Raw genomic sequence first — 16503 nt, forward strand, 5'->3', positions numbered from 1 at the left:
CCCAGATTGTCGCCCCAAGGGCTTTCGTAAAGACCGCGGGAAACGATCGCCCATAGCGACGAACGTTAGACTCATGAGCCGTGAACGCTTCGGTGTTCATTTATGGCTCCTCTGATGTTAGTTCGTAGGATGGGTGTTTCGTGCACTACGAGAGAGTGAGTAAGTGCGTTTGTTTTGGCCTCGAACGCAGCGGCGAGTTGTTCTAAAGCTCGTTGCAACGCCCCTTGCGACAGAAGGATCGCAAGGCGGATCGCCGTCGGATAAACGTCATTTGTCGACTGAGCGAAGTTCACGTCATTATTGGGATGCAAAGCGTCGTATTTTCCGCGTGGCAGTCCCATGATTTCCAAGCCGCGGTTGGCGATGACCTCGTTGACGTTCATATTGGTCGTGGTCCCGGCACCGCCCTGAAACACATCGAGCGGGAATTCGCCAAGATGCCTGCCCGCTGCGATTTCCTCGCAGACTTGGCAGATGACGTCGGCCTTTTGTTTTTCCAGATCGCCGAGTGAGGCGTTGGCGCGCGCCGCTGCCATCTTCACATAGGCAAGCGCCTTGATGAGGTTCGGGAAATGGCTGATCCTTATTCCCGAAATAGGGAAGTTGGCGATGCCCCGCGCCGTCTGAGGTCCGTAGTAGGCATCAACCGGGATGCTTACAGGACCAAGCGAATCTTTCTCAATGCGATTAGGCGAAGGGTTCATCACGATGATTACCTCAAGTCGGTTTGTTTCCAGGCATCCGAGCCCGCAAATGTGGAAGCGTTCATCCATTGGCGCTAATCTTTGTGCTAGGATCACTCTCCAAGATCTGTGCTACGGATGACGGTCAGCGGCGACGTTAGCGCGCGTCTGTTCCTTGTCGTGGAGCGGGAGCGCCAAAAGCTGCAGCCATAGCTATATCTGGACGCTTGATAGTTGAGGCGCATGTCCCCGGATCGGTTGGGTCGAAACTCAACTCCGCGAGCGTCTTTCGTATGCAGCGAGGTGGTTGGCGCCTGCAAGTGTTGTCGGATCTCCTCCGTGATTGTATCGAAGCAAGGCACGCAAGCCATCCAGCAGCGGTGTCGCGGGCGCATGAGAGAAGTAACCGCTTTGCTCGCAATAACGTCCTTGACCGACCACCAGATCACGGCATCTGGCTGCGGTGAATATCAGCTTGCCGATCGACGGCAGGCCGAGCTCGACGATCCTAGCGAACGCGGTGCATCCGTCTGTTGAGGCCATGAGCACGGCTCGAGCCGTGAACAAGCGGGGGGAATTTTTGTTGTCCAACTCGTGTACGATTTCTGCTGCCGGTTGCCGGGCCCGATTAGGCATTTTCAAGTGTCAATCGTAGTGCTTTACAGCTAACATGCCTGAGAAGACTACTTCGGGCGGACATACCCGCCCCTGAGTGAGAAAGCTGGGTTTTTGAGGTCTTTACGCAGGGTCAGTGCCCCTTGACGGAATCTTATCGTCTAGCCGAATGCTGAAAAATAGAGGGGCACACAGCGATCAAATTTTGCGAACGACAATGTTCGTGGCCGGCATCTCATTCACGCATCGTGTCGGAGTGTCAGGTCATAGCGGTTCTTCCTCGAAGCCCTCCATGGCCGTTGGGGAGCCCACGACATATCTGGCGCCGGGGTTGAGGAACAACTGCCACTCTCAGAAAGTTGCGGTGGATTTCAGCGGAATGACCTGGAATTCCAGCCCTTAGCGGAAACCCCGCGCCACGCTTACATTTTTGCTGTCCGCCGGGGCCGTTATGATCGTCGCGGTCTTGCTGCGGGTCGACGCCTCCCATTGAATTGTGCCTATGACACACTCGCGAGCCTAGCCGACAGCACGTTCGAATCGTCGAATACTATCGAGGAGCCCAAGTGAAGAAAAAGCTCAGCAGAAAGGGATTATTTGCAGGAGCGCGACGGTAGCGGCCTCACCAGCGCTGCCGATCGACGTTTTGGGAAGCGTAGCCTGCTGCAAGTCGAACGCTCGCATTGGAGTTACAAATGAAAGGTCTTGCAAGAGCAGCACTAGCGAGCCTCAAACGGCCAGATCTTTTGCAAACGCGCCCCCATCTGAATGGTGTGTGGATCTCTAAACTGGAAGCACTCGCCGTGGTCGATCCCGCGACCGGCGAAGAGCTGACAAGAGTAGCGGCGTGCGAACCGTCAGATGTCGACAACGCTGTTTCCGTCGCAAGAACCGCTTTCGGGCGGTGGCGCGATGTTTTGCCTTCCGAACGCGGCGCATACCTGCGGAGATGGGCGGCTGGCATGCGCGAAAACGCAGAAGATTTAGCGGTCATCCTCACCTGCGAACAGGGTAAACCACTGACCGAAGCCAGATGTGAGATTGCATACGCCGCTACCTTTCTCGAGTGGTTTGCGGCGGAGGGGGAGCGGTCCTACGGCGAAACCATCCCTAGCCATCTAGCCGGATGCCGCCTAGCCGTGGATATGCAGCCGATCGGAGTGACCGCCGCGATCACGCCATGGAATTTTCCTTCGGCGATGATCACCAGAAAAGCAGGAGCTGCCCTGGCTGCTGGCTGCACCATGATCGTCAAGCCCGCGCCTGAAACGCCCTTATCGGCCCTCGCACTTGCCCGTCTTGCCCAAGAGGCAGGGCTTCCTGCCGGCGTGTTTCAGGTCATAACAGGCGAGGCTCCTCCGCTTGCAAAGAGGCTATTAGAGCATAGCGACGTTCGGGCATTCTCTTTCACGGGCTCAACCCAGGTCGGTCGAATACTGCTCGAACAATCCGCCAAAACCGTGAAAAGAGCGTCACTCGAACTTGGTGGCAACGCCCCCTTCATACTTTTCGACGACACGCCGATAGAGGCGGCGGTCGCAGGATGTATGTCAGCCAAATTCGCGACGTCTGGTCAGGACTGCCTAGCGGCAAACAGGATCTATGTGCAGGAGCGCCTCTATGAGTGCTTTGTAGAAGAATTCGCTAAAGCCACCAGCAAACTGAAAGTCGGGCACGGATTGGAACCTGGGGTCGAAATCGGTCCAATGACCAAGGTATCCGTCGCCGAAAAATGTGGTCAGCAGGTTTTCGAAGCTCTTTCTGCCGGTGCTCGCATGGTGCTGGGGGCGCAGGAGAGCCAACTTGGTGGTAATTTCGTGACGCCGACGGTGCTCGCCGATGTGACCGACGATATGCGGGTAGCAAAGGAAGAGACCTTTGGTCCCGTAGCTGCGATCCTCCCCTTTGACGACGAGGTGGAGGTGCTCTCCCGGGCGAATAACTCGGAAATGGGCCTAGCGGCATATGTCTACACGCGAGACCTCAACCGCGCCATGCGCCTGGCTGACCGGCTCGAATACGGCATGGTCGCGGTGAATACGCCAAAATTTACCGGGGCGCCTATCCCGTTCGGGGGATGGAAGCAGTCCGGCTTGGGACGCGAAGGCTCCAAGCACGGCATCGCGGAGTACCTGGAGCCAAAATACACATGTTTTGGCAATCTTGCAGCATGAAAGGACGTAGCTAATGACCGTCAATATCAAAGAGATATCCGAGAAGGATAGAAGTAGCGTGTTGCATCCTTTCACGCAGCTCAAGGATTTTGCCACAGGCAAACTCGGCGACCCGACCATTGTCGAGACGGGAAAGGGCATTCGAATTCAGGACGCCCACGGCAATCAGTTTATCGATGGATTCGCCGGTCTTTATTGCGTGAATGTTGGCTATGGTCGTAGCGAAGTGGCTGAAGCGATTTCGCGGCAAGCTTTTCGTTTGGCATATTACCATTCCTATGCCGCGCATACGACGGACGAACTCGCGATCCTTTCGGATCGCCTCGTCAAGATGGCACCGGGAAAGATGAGCAAGGTTTTTTACGGTATGTCGGGCTCGGATGCGAACGAGACCCAAGCCAAGCTCGTCTGGTACTACAACAATCTGCGCGGCAAGCCGAGCAAGAAGAAGATCATTTCCCGTGAGCGCGGCTATCACGGATGCAGCGTAGTCTCCGGCTCGATGACGGGCATGAGCTTTTATCACGACCATATGGACCTGCCGCTCTCGCAGATCGTTCACACTGGTGTCCCGCACCATTACTGGGGCGCAAACCCGGGCGAGACCGAACGCGAGTTCTCAACGCGGCGTGCCGAAGAGCTCGATCAGCTGATCGAGCGCCTGGGGCCAGACAATGTCGGTGGCTTCATCGGCGAGCCGGTGCTCGGCACCGGGGGCATTACGCCTCCGCCAGAAGGTTATTGGGCGGCAATTCAAGCCGTGCTTAAGAAGCATGATGTTCTGCTCATTGCCGATGAGGTCATCACCGGTTTCGGTCGAACAGGTTCCATGTTCGGGTCGCAGCACTACGGCATCGAGCCAGACCTCATAACAGTCGCGAAGGGTCTGACCTCGGCCTATTTTCCGCTCTCAGCGGCAATCGTTGGTGAGAAGGTCTACAAGGTCCTTGAGGACGGGGCAGACAAGGTCGGCGCGTTCTCCCATGGCTACACCTATTCAGGTCATCCGATCGGGGCTGCCGCGGCCAATGCGGTCCTCGACATTGTCGAGAAAGAAAATCTCCCCGCGAATGCTCGTGAGGTAGGTGCCTTCTTTCAGGCACAGCTCAAGGAAAAGTTTGCGCAGTTGCCAATCGTCGGTGAAGTGCGTGGCGTTGGCTTGATGGGTGCAATCGAATTCGTCGCCGATCGCGATAACAGGAAACGCTTTGATCCGACGCTCAAGGTCGGCGCGCGCATCTCCAAGGCAGCACGTGAGCGCGGCCTCATCGCCCGCGCCATGCCCCATGGCGACATTCTGGGCTTTGCCCCACCGCTTGTGACGACGAAGGCTGAGGTCGAGGAGATCATTGCGATCGCTGAAAGCGCCGTCCGCTCTGTCATGGACGACCTCACGCGAGACGGCCTCAATATTTGAGGCCGTTGGGCAACAGGCGTCGGCCAGCCGCACATCTGAGACTTGGCAGCCGTGCACACCGCACTCTTGGCTCAGTTGATGCGTCAAGAGCGTCCACCCACCAGTTGCGATCTTCAGCAAATTCGGAAAGATCCGAGCAGCAGTCGGTGGTGGTGACAACCCGTTCTCTGATTTCGGGCTGGGGGCCGTGTGTGTGAAAAGGCGCCGGATCTTCGATTGTGTCCCGACGAGGTCGCCCTGGCGAAGAGCTGCGCCGACGTGACGGTATCCACGAATTCGGTTCGTCGAGATGGCGAACATGGCCGCCGTCATCGGCACGTTTTGACAGGCGGTCATCCGGGTCAAGGCAAAGGCCCCTGTCAGTGGGCTCCTTCACGGGTCCGGTACTCGCCGACATTCTCCTACTTGTCGGCGGCGTCGCTATTTCTCGGAGCTTCCTCGAAATTCTCCAGTTAAAGCAGTTAAAGCGCCTACTTGGCGACGAATTGCCTAGCGCTGCACATCGTGACGCCTCACAAACCTGCGTTGCCTCTGACCCGCCAGATCTGCCTGCGACAACGACCAAACCCTATCTTTTGAATGCCATATGTCGCCATCACAGTGCAGGCAAGGCGCCGATACCCGAAATCGCCATGACCCGTTGGCGTCTCCTACCGCACTCGTGCGCTACTGTCTCGATGCCGCCACGCAGAAGCTTGGCGCGGCCAACAGCCGCCCGGCGGCGTCGGTCGCGATCTGGCTCGGCTTGATTGATGGAAGCTACGAGCGTCAAGGCGAAATCTTGCGTGATCAGAGCCGCAATGACCGGCGTTCTGAAGGAGGAATGCGCTTCAGATTCGAGTGAAAGACGCGACGAGGCCGGGCATGAGTCGAATCCCTCGCTTCAGGAACCGCTAGATTGCCCTTCGATATGTCCACAGCTGCGCCGGCGGGATGTTGCGGACAACGAAATCATAGTGCGAGACCACGTAGCGCTCGGGCATCTTCACTAGGGGGGAGAGAGGCCCATAGGTGATCTGAATCACAGGTCGGCCTACGGGAATGCGATCGAGCAAATCCTTCGAGCAGTGCGACGCGGCGCGCCCATCGGAAAGCTCAGCATCGGGACCGCCCTGACGACACAGTCGAAGTTTTCGTGTCGGTGATCGCCCAGCACATCATTAAGCTGAAACGCGTCGCCCAACCGAACGTCCACTTCGGGGAAGCGCTGTGTCAGACAGTTGTAAAACTCCCTCGAATATTCCACCGAAACCAATTGATGTGGTTTGATGCCTCTTTCCAAAATAGCCTTTGTGATGACTCCGGTCCCAGCGCCTAATTCCAGAACCGGCAGACCCGAGTGCGGATCGACTACGCTCGCCATCCTGCCCGCCGTATGGATCGAGGTGGGGATAATGGCGCCGACGCCTTTCCTGTCCCTTTGCCAGCCCTTGAAGAATTGAACTTCTTCCTCGAACCGCTTGCCGAGGCGCTCCTTCAGTCGGAATACCATATTTACTTCCTCGCTGGGCGTATCTATGAGGGAGGATCCGAGAATTCCGCGGCTTGCTCATCTCGCGACATTGCTCGGGCAAAGCGCACCACCCGTGAAGCCCGACATCAAATCCGCGCGATGAAGGGCGCGACACGGTCGGCCTTGCGCGGATGCCCGGCGGGCCGTTCAATTGAAAGCCTCATCCGAGGGCAATGCTCTCCCTTGTGCAGCTCCCACAGACGATCGTCCAGCTCCTTGTCGGTTGCAGTGCGCCGATGGTTCAGGCGAATGTAGTCGGTCCAGGTCGGCGTGCGGAAACTTTCCGTCCATCGGCAAGGCTCTTGAAGGTCGCGCTCAACGATCCAATGCGGGGCACCGAGGCGACTTTGGGCGCGACGGCGTTCATTTATGAGGGCCAGGAATGCGTTCGTGTTCTCGGCCGGTATCTCGTATTCGATCTTGACGACGATCGGTCCGCTCCTTGATCTGAGTTCTACGGCGACCGCCGGCGCCTTGAATCCCTCCCGGGGATCGTGGTCCGTGTCCTTGTTTTCGAGGACCGGCAATACGAACCCGGTTGCGGCAACCAGCACCAGAGCTGCGGCTGAGCCCACCAGCGCTGTCGTCGGCGAATAGTTCTCCGCCACCGCGCCCCATATCCAACTGCCGGCTGCGATCCCTCCATAGGTCAGCGCCTAATAAATCGAGATGGTGCGGCCAACGATCCATGCCAATTGCACACTCACGCCTAGGCCGGACCAGGCAAGGACCCAACCAGCGCCGCCAACGGCGAGGACTGTCGCGGCCGCTGCAACGGAAGGCGCTGCGGCGAGGGACGCTGAGCATGCTGCGCAAGCGAGGCATGCAAGCCTTAATCAACCATTCCTGAGACAGGAGGCGTCTGAAGTGACCGGCGGTGATGCCTGCGAAAAAGGCGCCGATCCCGAAGCCCGCCATCAGGATACCGTATTCGAGCGGACCGCCACGTCATCGCGGACAACGAGAGGCAGCAGCGCGAGGATGGCAATGCCCGATAGACCAAAGAGCGCGCCGCGCGCGATCGCAGCCTTGATTTCGGAAGAAATCGCAGTGAAACGCGCACCGTCATAAATCGCGGTGGTCATCCGCTCGCGGGGAAAATGGACCATTTGGAGCGCCAGATGACAGCCAACGGCACCACATAGCTGAGCGTGCTCAGAACAAGCGTGATCATAGGCCCGAACGAGGCGACAACGATGCCCCCGAGCGCCGGCCCCACGCTGCGAACGGTATTGAAACTGATATTGATGAGCGTGACGGCGGCTGGGATATCGCGCCTATCGACGATGTCGCCAATTGACGCCTGCCAGGCGGGATCGGTGAGGGCGCCGCCCATCCATGACAAAGCTGACGCCGAGGATGACCCACGGGTCGACAAAGCCGAGTGCCATAAGAGCGGTCAAGACGGCCGACGCTGCCGCAATCAGCGAACGGCCGACCAGCATGACACCGCGTGGGCCGATATTATCGGCGATGACACCCGGCGAAGACAGACAGGATGAAGGCGGGCAGTTTGGACGAGGCCTGAACCAGCGCGACCATCAGATCGGAAGTGGAAATGGTGGCCATGAGCCAGCCGATGGCAAGAGTGTGCATCATCCAGCCCAGCGAGGAGACTTGGATAGACAGCCAAACGGAGCGGAACGTCTGGTTCTTGAGCGGTGAAAAGGTAGACGCCATGTCGGTGTCCGCGCGAGCTCCGGTGCTCATCTCTCTTCAGCCTTTGCATTTATCCTTGAACCAATTCTGCACGCCGGTTTACTCCATCCGAGCTTTGATAAGACCACCACAAGGTAGCGCGTACTTGCGAAGTCAGCTCGGCAGATAGTTGAACAGAAGAGCATCTTCGATCACCAGTCCGATAAAAGGTGCTCCGAGGCCCAGGTGACGCCTGCGTTCGAAGCCGTAGATCGGGGATCTGAACACGACGCCGCCATCACTGGGGACAGCGAAAAAAGGGCGGCTGTTCCAGTACTTGGATCAGGACTCGCGACATTCAGCAGCTGGTCGTTGCCGTGGGGTTTCTCCGCTTCGCCAGCCGGAACACCGCAGTGGATTTGAGCAGCCTTTAGCGTGTTGGCCATCAGCATCGCGATCGTCATCGGCCCAACACCGCCTGGGACGGGGGTAATGAATGCAGCGATCTTCTCAACCTCTTTGAAAGCGACATCACCCACAAGTCGCGCCTTGCCTTCACCTGTCTTGGCGGGACGGCCACGATTGATGCCAACGTCGATCACCGTGGCACCAGGTTTCAGCCAACTGGCTTTCACCATTTCCGGCCGGCCGACAGCTACCACGAGAATATCTGCCTGTCGGCAAATCCCGGGCAGATCCGTGGTACGCGAATGAGCGATCGTGACCGTTGCATTGGCATTCAGCAGTAGCTGCGCCATTGGGTTTCCGAATAGGTTTGACCGCCCGATGACGACAGCGTTTCGACCGGAAAGATCGTCGCCATGAACCCGGCTAACCAAGACCATTGCACCTGCTGGCGTGCACGAGATCATGCCGGTTTTCAGATCGCCAGTAGCTACTTTTCCAACGTTGACGACGTGAAGACCGTCCACGTCCTTCTCCGGTCGGATCGACTGAATGATTTGTTCGGCGTCGAGATGCTTTGGCAATGGAAGCTGGACGAGAATTCCATGAACGGATTCGTCCGCATTAAGTGAGGCGATAAGTGTTAAAAGCTCATCCTGTGTGGTTCGCCAGGCAGAGTGTGCTGCACTGAGCGAAAGCCACAGCGGTCGGCCATCTTGCCTTTCGCGTTGACATAAACATGGCTCGCCGGGTCATCTCCCACGATAATGACCGCGAGGCTTGCTTGGAAGCCGCTTGTCGTTTGGAGCGAAACAGCGCCTGCCTTGACCCGATCGATAACCGCTGCGGCGATGCGTTTGCCATCTATGATAGAGGCCATCCCTCAGCCCATCCTTTCCGACGCGTAGGAGCCAGGGCTGGGTGGAAAGACGACGACGCGGTTGCCATTGATGAAGCAGCGGTGGTGGATGTGCGCGTGAATAGCTCGCGCCAGCACCTGGCTCTCGACGTCGCGGCCGATCGAGACGTAGTCCTCGGCGCTCTGCGCATGGGTGATGCGGGCGATATCCTGCTCGATGATCGGCCCCTCGTCGAGATCGGCAGTGACGTAATGCGCCGTCGCGCCGATCAGCTTTACGCCGCGCTCATAGGCCTGTTTGTACGGGTTAGCTCCTTTGAAGCTGGGCAGAAAAGAATGGTGGATGTTGATGATCCGCCCCGACATCTTCTTGCAAAGCTCATCAGAGAGCACCTGCATATAGCGAGCGAGCACGATCAGTTCCGCGCCGGTCTGCTCCGCGATCTCGATCAATTGAGCTTCCGCCTTCGGCTTGTTCTGCTTCGTGACCTTGATGCAGTGGAAGGGAATGTCATGGTTGACCACTATCTTCTGATACTCGAAATGATTGGAGACAACTCCGACGATCTCGATCGGTAGCGCGCCGATCTTCCAGCGGTAGAGCAGATCGTTGAGGCAGTGCCCAAAGCGGGAAACCATCACCATGACCTTCATGCGCTTGGAAACATCGTGAATCTTCGCGTCCATCCCGAATTCGCAAGCAACAGGCCCAAAACCGTCGACCAACGTGTTGTGATCGACGCCCTCTTCTGAAATGAAGGAGACGCGCATGAAGAATTTGCCAGCATCCAGATCATCAAACTGAGCACTGTCTACTATGTTGCAACCTTTCCCTGCCAAATATCCAGCGATTGCAGCAACGATCCCGCGCCGTGATTTGCACGAGACGGTAAGTACATAGGTTTTCATTCAGAAGTCCGTTCCATCATCTGGCCGGCACATCGGTTTCCGACAATCCACGCGCTTTTTGAAACTCGCGCAGAACTTCGAAGGTCGCGGAATGGGCGGAGGCCAGGCGAGGGCCCTTGCAACAGGTTCGTCAATCAGCCTCTTCAATCCAGTCTGACAGACTTCGTGCGAAACTGCGCGGCACGAGGAGATCGCACGCGGTGTCGTCAGTGCGCAGCAGAAGCACACCTACTTTGTGGAAGGACGTCTGCACCGCCCGGCCTCGCGCGGTCGTCGGCGCATGCCAGTCGACGACAATGCATTTGGAAAGAACCCGCGCAATGTCGGGCCCGGCCAACTTCAGGCGGACGCGCCCTTCTCCAAGTGAGACCGAACAGCCGATTTGTGGATCGATGCCGGGCAAAGGCGCTTCGGAGCCTTCATCAGCAAGCAGCCAAAGTCGGCGGGGAGCTATGCGGATAATGTGGAGGCCTCGGTGACGAATCGTCTCACCGACTGCAGCAGGGAGTTTGCTGCCCAGCAAGGCCGACACACTCGCCTCAAATTGCGCCAGCGTTCTTTCCCATCCCTCGACCTGGGAAAGCGCGCAGTCGGCCATTGAGAGGCTGAAGTTCTTCACCGGGATGTGACTAACCATGCTGCCGCTCTCCTTGCGGATCGAGAAATACTGGCGAGACGACGCGGGCGCGCACCGTTTCGCCCTTGATCGGATAAACGGCCACGACTTCGGTTCCTTCCGCGGCGACGTTGCCTGCAAGCAAAGCCAGCGCGACATAGCATCCGAGTTCCGGACTAAACGTTGCCGAAGTGACCCGGCCGCGGCCGTGGCCGGCAATCTTGTCACCCGGCAGGAAGAGGATGGCGCCGCCGCGCAGACGGCTGCTAGCCTCCATGCATTTCAGCCCCACCAGCCTTTGCCGGTCCGGCGCCAGTAGGCTGGGGCGACGTCGGAGCACGTCACCGACAAAACCGGAGCGCTTGCTCACCAGGCGGCCGAAGCCAATATCGTCAAGCGTGGTCCGTCCATCTATTTCCGGCCCTGCGGCATGACCCTTTTCGATGCGCAGCCCACCCAGCGCTTCGCGCCCACAGGGCTTGAGCCCCAGCGGCGCGCCTACTTCAAGCAGGTGGGTCCACAGGGCCTCGCCGACACTTGAACCGACGTAAATTTCGTATTGGCGTTCGCCGGAAAAGCTCAACCTCAGGATTCGCAGGGCATGCCCATTCCATTCGCCTTCAAGCAGCCCCATACGCGGAAGCGCCGTATCGGAAACGTCGAAACCAGGGAATACAGCGCTAAGGATTGCGCGGCTCTTTGGCCCAGCCACCGTCATTGCTGCCCATTCATCATTCACAGAGGTAATAGCGACACGCAATTCGGGCCATACCGTATCGAGTAGGAACTCAAGACGTGGCAGTACGTCGGCGGCCTTGCCGGTCGAAGCGGTCAGAAAGTACCGGTCTTGTGCCAGCCTCGTCGCGGTGCCGTCATCGAATACAATGCCGTCGTCACGCAGCATAACGCCGTACCTGGCGCGGCCAACCGGCACGTTTGCAGCGCCATTGGCATAGACGCGGTCGAGGAAGATCGTCGCATCCGGGCCCTGAACGTCGATCTTGCCGAAGGTAGAGATGTCGGCGAGTCCCGCAGCTTGGCGAATGTGCCGCATTTCCGCCACATAGGCTTCGTCGACGTTGCGCCCGGACTGGTGATAGAAGTTGGGCCGCATCCAGAGCCCGTTCTCCAGCATTTCGCCACCGTTCCTAACATGCCAATCGTGCATCGGCGTGCGGCGTATTGGCTTGAAATGATGCCCGATAGCACGACCGGCGAGCGCCCCGATGGCAACCGGCGTGTAAGGCGGACGGAAGGTCGTGATCCCGGTTTCAGCGATTGTTTTGCTGCGTAGCGCTGCCATTGCTGAAAGTGCTGGAAAATTGCTGGTCTTGCCTTGGTCGGTGCCCATGCCGAGCGTGGTGTAGCGTTTTAGGTGCTCGACCGACTCATAGCCCTCCCGATGTGCGAGCTCGATGTCCTTTGTCGTTACGTCCATCTGGAAATCAACGAACGCCTTCCCACGCGCAACGAGGGGTCGGTGGCGCACCGGTTTGGTTGCTGTTTCCCCGAGATCGAGTTTCGATATTGCGGGCACCGATTCCCGCTTTCCGCAGTATGACGCCGCATCCACGCCGGCGGTGTGACCGCCTTCAATCGCTTGGGCAGTCGAACAGCCTCCCATTATCGAGCCGGCTCCGAAATGGCCCGCCGGAAAGGCACCGGGAACAAAGGCGTCTATGTCATCTCGATATTGGGGTTTGATCCCCAAATGCGAAGTGAGGTGCACAGTTGGCGACCAGTCAGCCGACATGCACACCAGATCGCAGGCGACGTGGGAACGGCCGTCCGGTCCGGCAAGCTTCACGCCCGTCACAGCCCGAGCACCGCTAACGTCCACGATACGTGTCGCGGCAAGGACTGTGACATTGAGTCGTGCCGCCGACGCCACAAGTGCGGCTGGCAAGGAGGTGCGCAGATCGGCAACCGTCACCTTGGCGCCAGCACTGGCCAGATCGAACGCGGTGCGCCAAGCGCTGTCATTGTTTGTAGCGACGATGACCTTCTTGCCGGGCAGAACGCTGAAACGGTTAAGGTAAGCGCGAGCGGCAGACGCAAGCATCACGCCCGGCCTGTCATTGTTCGAAAACACTAATGGCCGCTCGATGGCGCCCGCAGCAAAGACGATCGAACGGGCGCGAAGCATAGTGAAGGTCTGTTTACTTTCTCCAGCCGGCCGGGGTCCGGTGGCGCCATGTCGCCCGACCAATCCTATGACGTTCCCGTCATAGATCCCAAAAGCTGTCGTGGACTTCATGAATGTGACGCTTTCGGACCTCTCTAGTTCGGCTTCGGTCTGCCTCAGCCACGAGGCAGCCACGCTATCAAGCGGCTCAGAGAGCAGGTGGCCGCCGAGCAGGAAATCCTGCTCGATAATAGCTACACGTGCGCCGGCAGCTGCAGCGGCTCGCGCCGCCGACAGCCCCGCCGGCCCGCCGCCCACGATCGCGACGTCCGCAAACGCATGGTGAACTTCGTAGCGATCAGGGTCCGCGTCTTTACTGGCTCTACCGAGGCCAGCCGATTTGCGGATGAAGTGTTCGTAAAACATCCAGGATCGGCGGGTCGGGCCCATGAAGGTCTTGTAATAGAAGCCCGCCGACAGAAACGGCGCAAAGAGACCATTTATACTTTGCACATCCAAAGCGAGCGACGGCCAACGGTTCTGGCTTTCTACGACCATACCGTCCTCTAGCTCCAGCGTCGTCGCCGGTAGGTTAGGCTCACGCCTTCCTCCGGTTCCGAGAGTCACGAGGGCATTCGGTTCCTCGGGCCCTGCGGAAAAAATCCCGCGCGGTCGATGGTATTTGAAGCTGCGTCCGACTAGTGCAACGTCGTTGGCGAGCAACGCTGATGCAAGTGTGTCACCGCGATATCCAACAAGCTTGCGGCCGTCGAAGGTGAAAGTGACCGGATGCTTGCGGCTTACGCGGCCCCCTGCCGACAACCGTCTCGGATTAGAACTCATGCTAACGATTTCCTGGCGAAGTTCACAGATGCGATGATGTGGTTTCGTGTGTCACGTTCGACCACTAGCCATTCTCGGCAACCGGCCACGTGCTGCCAGAATTCCCGGTGCAGGCCCGCCGGATTGGGCCTGACAAAGACATATCGGTACCAAGCATCTGGATCGGGATCGTTGTAGCCCGGACGCGTGACCGACGCGTCACCGCCATAGCGGAACTCGTCATGATCGCGCAGACCGCAGCACGGGCATTCGATGCGCAGCATTTCAATGGCCTCCTAATGCATCCAAGCGAACGGGCCGATTCCGGCCTCGTCGATGGTTCGCCCAGCGCGAAACCGGTCCAAGCTGTACGGGACGACGAGCGGATGCGGCTTGCCGTTCGCAATAGTATGCGCAAAGCACCAGCCGGAAGCAGGCGTCGCTTTGAACCCTCCATAGCACCAACCACCGTTGAGATAGAGGCCGTCGATGGCCGTCGGGCAGATGATCGGACTGGCGTCGGGCGTCATGTCCATGACGCCGCCCCAGTGGCGCACTATGCGCAGGCGCGAGACGCACGGCATCAGAGCGATTGCCGCCTCCATCGTTTCGCGGATGACGGCGAGATTGCCGCGCTGGGCATAGGTGTTGTAGCCGTCGATATCACCGCCCAAGACCAATCCGCCTTTGTCCGACTGGCTGAGGTAGTAATGACCTGCGCCGTAGGCGACGACGTGGTCCACCAAGGGTTTCAGAGGTTCGGTAACGAAGGCTTGCAGCACGTGACTTTCAATCGGCAGTTCCAAGCCGGCTTTGGCTCCGAGCACGGAGGTATGGCCAGCAACCGCTAGGCCGACCTTACCGGCGCCAATGCGGCCTTTCGTCGTTTCGACACCAACGATCCTGTCACCGTTACCGACAAAGCCGGTCACCTCGCAGTTCTGGATGATGTCGACGCCATGGCTATCGGCGGCACGCGCATAGCCCCAGGCGACGGCATCGTGGCGAGCCGTGCCAGCGCGGCCCTGGAAGATCGCCCCATAAATTGGAAAGCGCGCCGTATCCGAATAATCGAGATAGGGCAACATGCGCTGAACTTCGTCACGGTCGAGGATATCGGAGTCGATGCCGTTCAGCCGCATGATGTTGGCGCGGTGGCTGAAGGCACCTAGTTGGTCGGCCGAATGCGCAGTGACGAGTTGGCCGCGCTGCGAGAACATGACGTTGAAATTCAGCGCCCGCGACATACCCTCCCATAGCTTCATCGAGAATTCGTAGAACTGGGTGTTGCCGTTTAGCAGGTAATTAGAACGAATGACGGTAGTGTTGCGGCCGACATTTCCGCCCCCGATATAGCCTTTTTCGAGAACCGCGACGTTGCGAATGCCGTGGTTTTCGGCGAGATAGAAGGCGGTAGCCAGGCCGTGGCCTCCGCCGCCGACGATTATAACGTCGTAGGACGGCTTGGGCTCTGCCGCTCGCCAAGCGCGCTGCCAGTTTTTCTGACCTGACAACGCGTTGCGGAAAATCGAAAATGCCGAATAGCGCGCCATGGTGCGTTCCTATCGTACAATCGGGCCGGCAGGCGTGAGGGTGAGCAACTCAGCGCCGCCATCACCCAAGAGAACCGTGTTGGAAACGAAATCGTCTCCGCGCCCGGTCCCCATGAGCCAGGAGAGTATGTGAAAGCTCATGCCCGTCTCGATGACGATATCGGAATCGGGTCTGAGCCCGATCACCGAATTGCCGCCGGTCCATGACGGAGGCTGACCGACCCCGATCATATACCCGCAGTGGTGCCGGTAGTAATGAGAAAGGCCGGCATCGTCGACGACAGCTCGCCAGGCCGCGAAAACCTCGCGTGCTATTGCACCTGGACGCAGAGCCTTGACAACAGCATCGAACGCTTTGGCGTTCACCTCCGCCATCGCTATGTCCACGCCCTTGATGTCGCCAATGTGAACGAGCCGCCCGAGCGGCGCATGGTAGCGCGAGACGCAGCCGGATAGCTCAATGAGGACGGGTTCACCTTTCCGATAGACGCCATCGCCCCAGGTCGCATGCGTTTCGCGCAGACGCGCGCCTGGACGGATGAAAGGTCCAAAGCCTGGAACATGCCCTCCGGCGCGTATCATCGCTGACATGCAATCGGCAGCGACCTCCTGTTCGGAGGCGCCGTCCGAGATTGCCGCAATCGCGGCCCCGGCGGCGGCGTCCGTCACCTTGGCGGCCCGCCGCATCAAGGCTTGCTCCTCGGCGCTTTTCACTCGCCGCATCTTGTCGACCAGACCAGAAACGTCGCTCCATTTGGCGTCAGTCTGCGACTGAAGTGCTACCGCAAGCCCATGACTGAGACCAGCCGTCCAGTATTCAAGGCCGATTTGCTTACCGGACAACCCCATATCCGCCAGCACCAGAGCGGCAACATCAGCGGCCGTCTGGCTGTCTGAGTGGCTGCGGAACGCCGCTGCCTTCACCCGGTTCTCGATCGTCCATCTCTCATTGGCACGGGTGACCAGAACAGGTTGACCTTCCTGCGCTACGACAAGCAAATGTGGAGTAAAGTATCCCCAATGGTCTAGACCCGTGAGATAAAAGACGTTTTCTGGAGAAGCGAAGACCGCCGCGTCCAGATTACGCTCCCCCAGTAGGGTGCGGACCCTGGCAAGGCGCCCGGCTATTTCGGCTTCGGAAAAGGGATTGCGGTCCATCAGGTATCCTCGTGCT

General features: G+C 58.7%; 12 protein-coding genes and 3 pseudogenes. 3 read left to right on the top strand and 12 right to left on the bottom strand.

What is annotated here, in order from left to right; translation table 11 throughout:
- Window positions 1-71: 71 nt before the first annotated feature.
- Complete coding sequence (locus NKI35_RS28570; protein ID WP_352742123.1) at window positions 72-773, bottom strand: lyase family protein; 702 nt, start codon at window positions 771-773, stop codon at window positions 72-74.
- A gap of 1220 nt (window positions 774-1993) precedes the next feature.
- Here NKI35_RS28570 and NKI35_RS28575 point away from each other — a divergent pair.
- The 3 genes from NKI35_RS28575 (at window position 1994) to NKI35_RS28585 (ending at window position 5733) form a co-directional block, all read left to right on the top strand.
- Window positions 1994-3472, top strand: a complete 1479-nt coding sequence (locus NKI35_RS28575) for an NAD-dependent succinate-semialdehyde dehydrogenase (RefSeq protein WP_352742124.1) — start codon at window positions 1994-1996, stop codon at window positions 3470-3472.
- Window positions 3473-3485: 13 nt separating this feature from the next.
- Window positions 3486-4889, top strand: a complete 1404-nt coding sequence (locus tag NKI35_RS28580; RefSeq protein WP_352742126.1) for an aspartate aminotransferase family protein — start codon at window positions 3486-3488, stop codon at window positions 4887-4889.
- A gap of 586 nt (window positions 4890-5475) precedes the next feature.
- Window positions 5476-5733: a hypothetical protein gene (locus NKI35_RS28585; protein WP_352742128.1), complete on the top strand. Its 258-nt coding sequence runs from the start codon at window positions 5476-5478 to the stop codon at window positions 5731-5733.
- A gap of 49 nt (window positions 5734-5782) precedes the next feature.
- Here NKI35_RS28585 and pmtA read toward each other — a convergent pair.
- The 11 genes and pseudogenes from pmtA to NKI35_RS28640 all read right to left on the bottom strand — a co-directional run bounded on the left by pmtA (window position 5783) and on the right by NKI35_RS28640 (window position 16487).
- Window positions 5783-6381: pseudogene (gene pmtA / locus NKI35_RS28590) on the bottom strand (phospholipid N-methyltransferase PmtA).
- Window positions 6382-6488: 107 nt separating this feature from the next.
- Window positions 6489-7738, bottom strand: a pseudogene (locus NKI35_RS28595) (MFS transporter).
- Entirely contained in the window at window positions 7680-7847 is a 168-nt protein-coding gene (locus NKI35_RS28600) for a hypothetical protein (protein WP_352742130.1), read from the bottom strand. Before NKI35_RS28600 ends, NKI35_RS28595 begins: the two are co-directional and overlap by 59 nt.
- A gap of 19 nt (window positions 7848-7866) precedes the next feature.
- Window positions 7867-8112, bottom strand: a complete 246-nt coding sequence (locus NKI35_RS28605; protein WP_352742132.1) for an MFS transporter — start codon at window positions 8110-8112, stop codon at window positions 7867-7869.
- Window positions 8113-8447: 335 nt separating this feature from the next.
- Window positions 8448-9325 (bottom strand): annotated as a pseudogene (folD, locus tag NKI35_RS28610) (bifunctional methylenetetrahydrofolate dehydrogenase/methenyltetrahydrofolate cyclohydrolase FolD); the annotation flags it as partial.
- 3 nt (window positions 9326-9328) lie between these two features.
- Window positions 9329-10213, bottom strand: a complete 885-nt coding sequence (gene purU / locus NKI35_RS28615) for a formyltetrahydrofolate deformylase (RefSeq protein ID WP_352742134.1) — start codon at window positions 10211-10213, stop codon at window positions 9329-9331.
- Window positions 10214-10343: 130 nt separating this feature from the next.
- The gene (locus NKI35_RS28620; RefSeq protein ID WP_352742136.1) at window positions 10344-10850 is read right to left on the bottom strand and encodes a sarcosine oxidase subunit gamma family protein; all 507 of its coding nucleotides are present in this window, start codon (window positions 10848-10850) and stop codon (window positions 10344-10346) included.
- Complete coding sequence (locus tag NKI35_RS28625; protein ID WP_352742138.1) at window positions 10843-13797, bottom strand: sarcosine oxidase subunit alpha family protein; 2955 nt, start codon at window positions 13795-13797, stop codon at window positions 10843-10845. The genes NKI35_RS28620 and NKI35_RS28625 overlap by 8 nt, the downstream gene beginning before the upstream one ends.
- Window positions 13794-14060, bottom strand: coding sequence for a sarcosine oxidase subunit delta (locus NKI35_RS28630; protein WP_352742140.1), 267 nt, complete (start codon window positions 14058-14060; stop codon window positions 13794-13796). The genes NKI35_RS28625 and NKI35_RS28630 overlap by 4 nt, the downstream gene beginning before the upstream one ends.
- A gap of 12 nt (window positions 14061-14072) precedes the next feature.
- Entirely contained in the window at window positions 14073-15329 is a 1257-nt protein-coding gene (locus tag NKI35_RS28635) for a sarcosine oxidase subunit beta family protein (protein WP_352742142.1), read from the bottom strand.
- Between the two features lie 9 nt (window positions 15330-15338).
- Window positions 15339-16487: a M24 family metallopeptidase gene (locus NKI35_RS28640; RefSeq protein WP_352742144.1), complete on the bottom strand. Its 1149-nt coding sequence runs from the start codon at window positions 16485-16487 to the stop codon at window positions 15339-15341.
- Between the last annotated feature and the right edge of the window lie 16 nt (window positions 16488-16503).

The organism is Mesorhizobium sp. M0676, assembly GCF_040320535.1.
GTDB lineage: Bacteria > Pseudomonadota > Alphaproteobacteria > Rhizobiales > Rhizobiaceae > Mesorhizobium.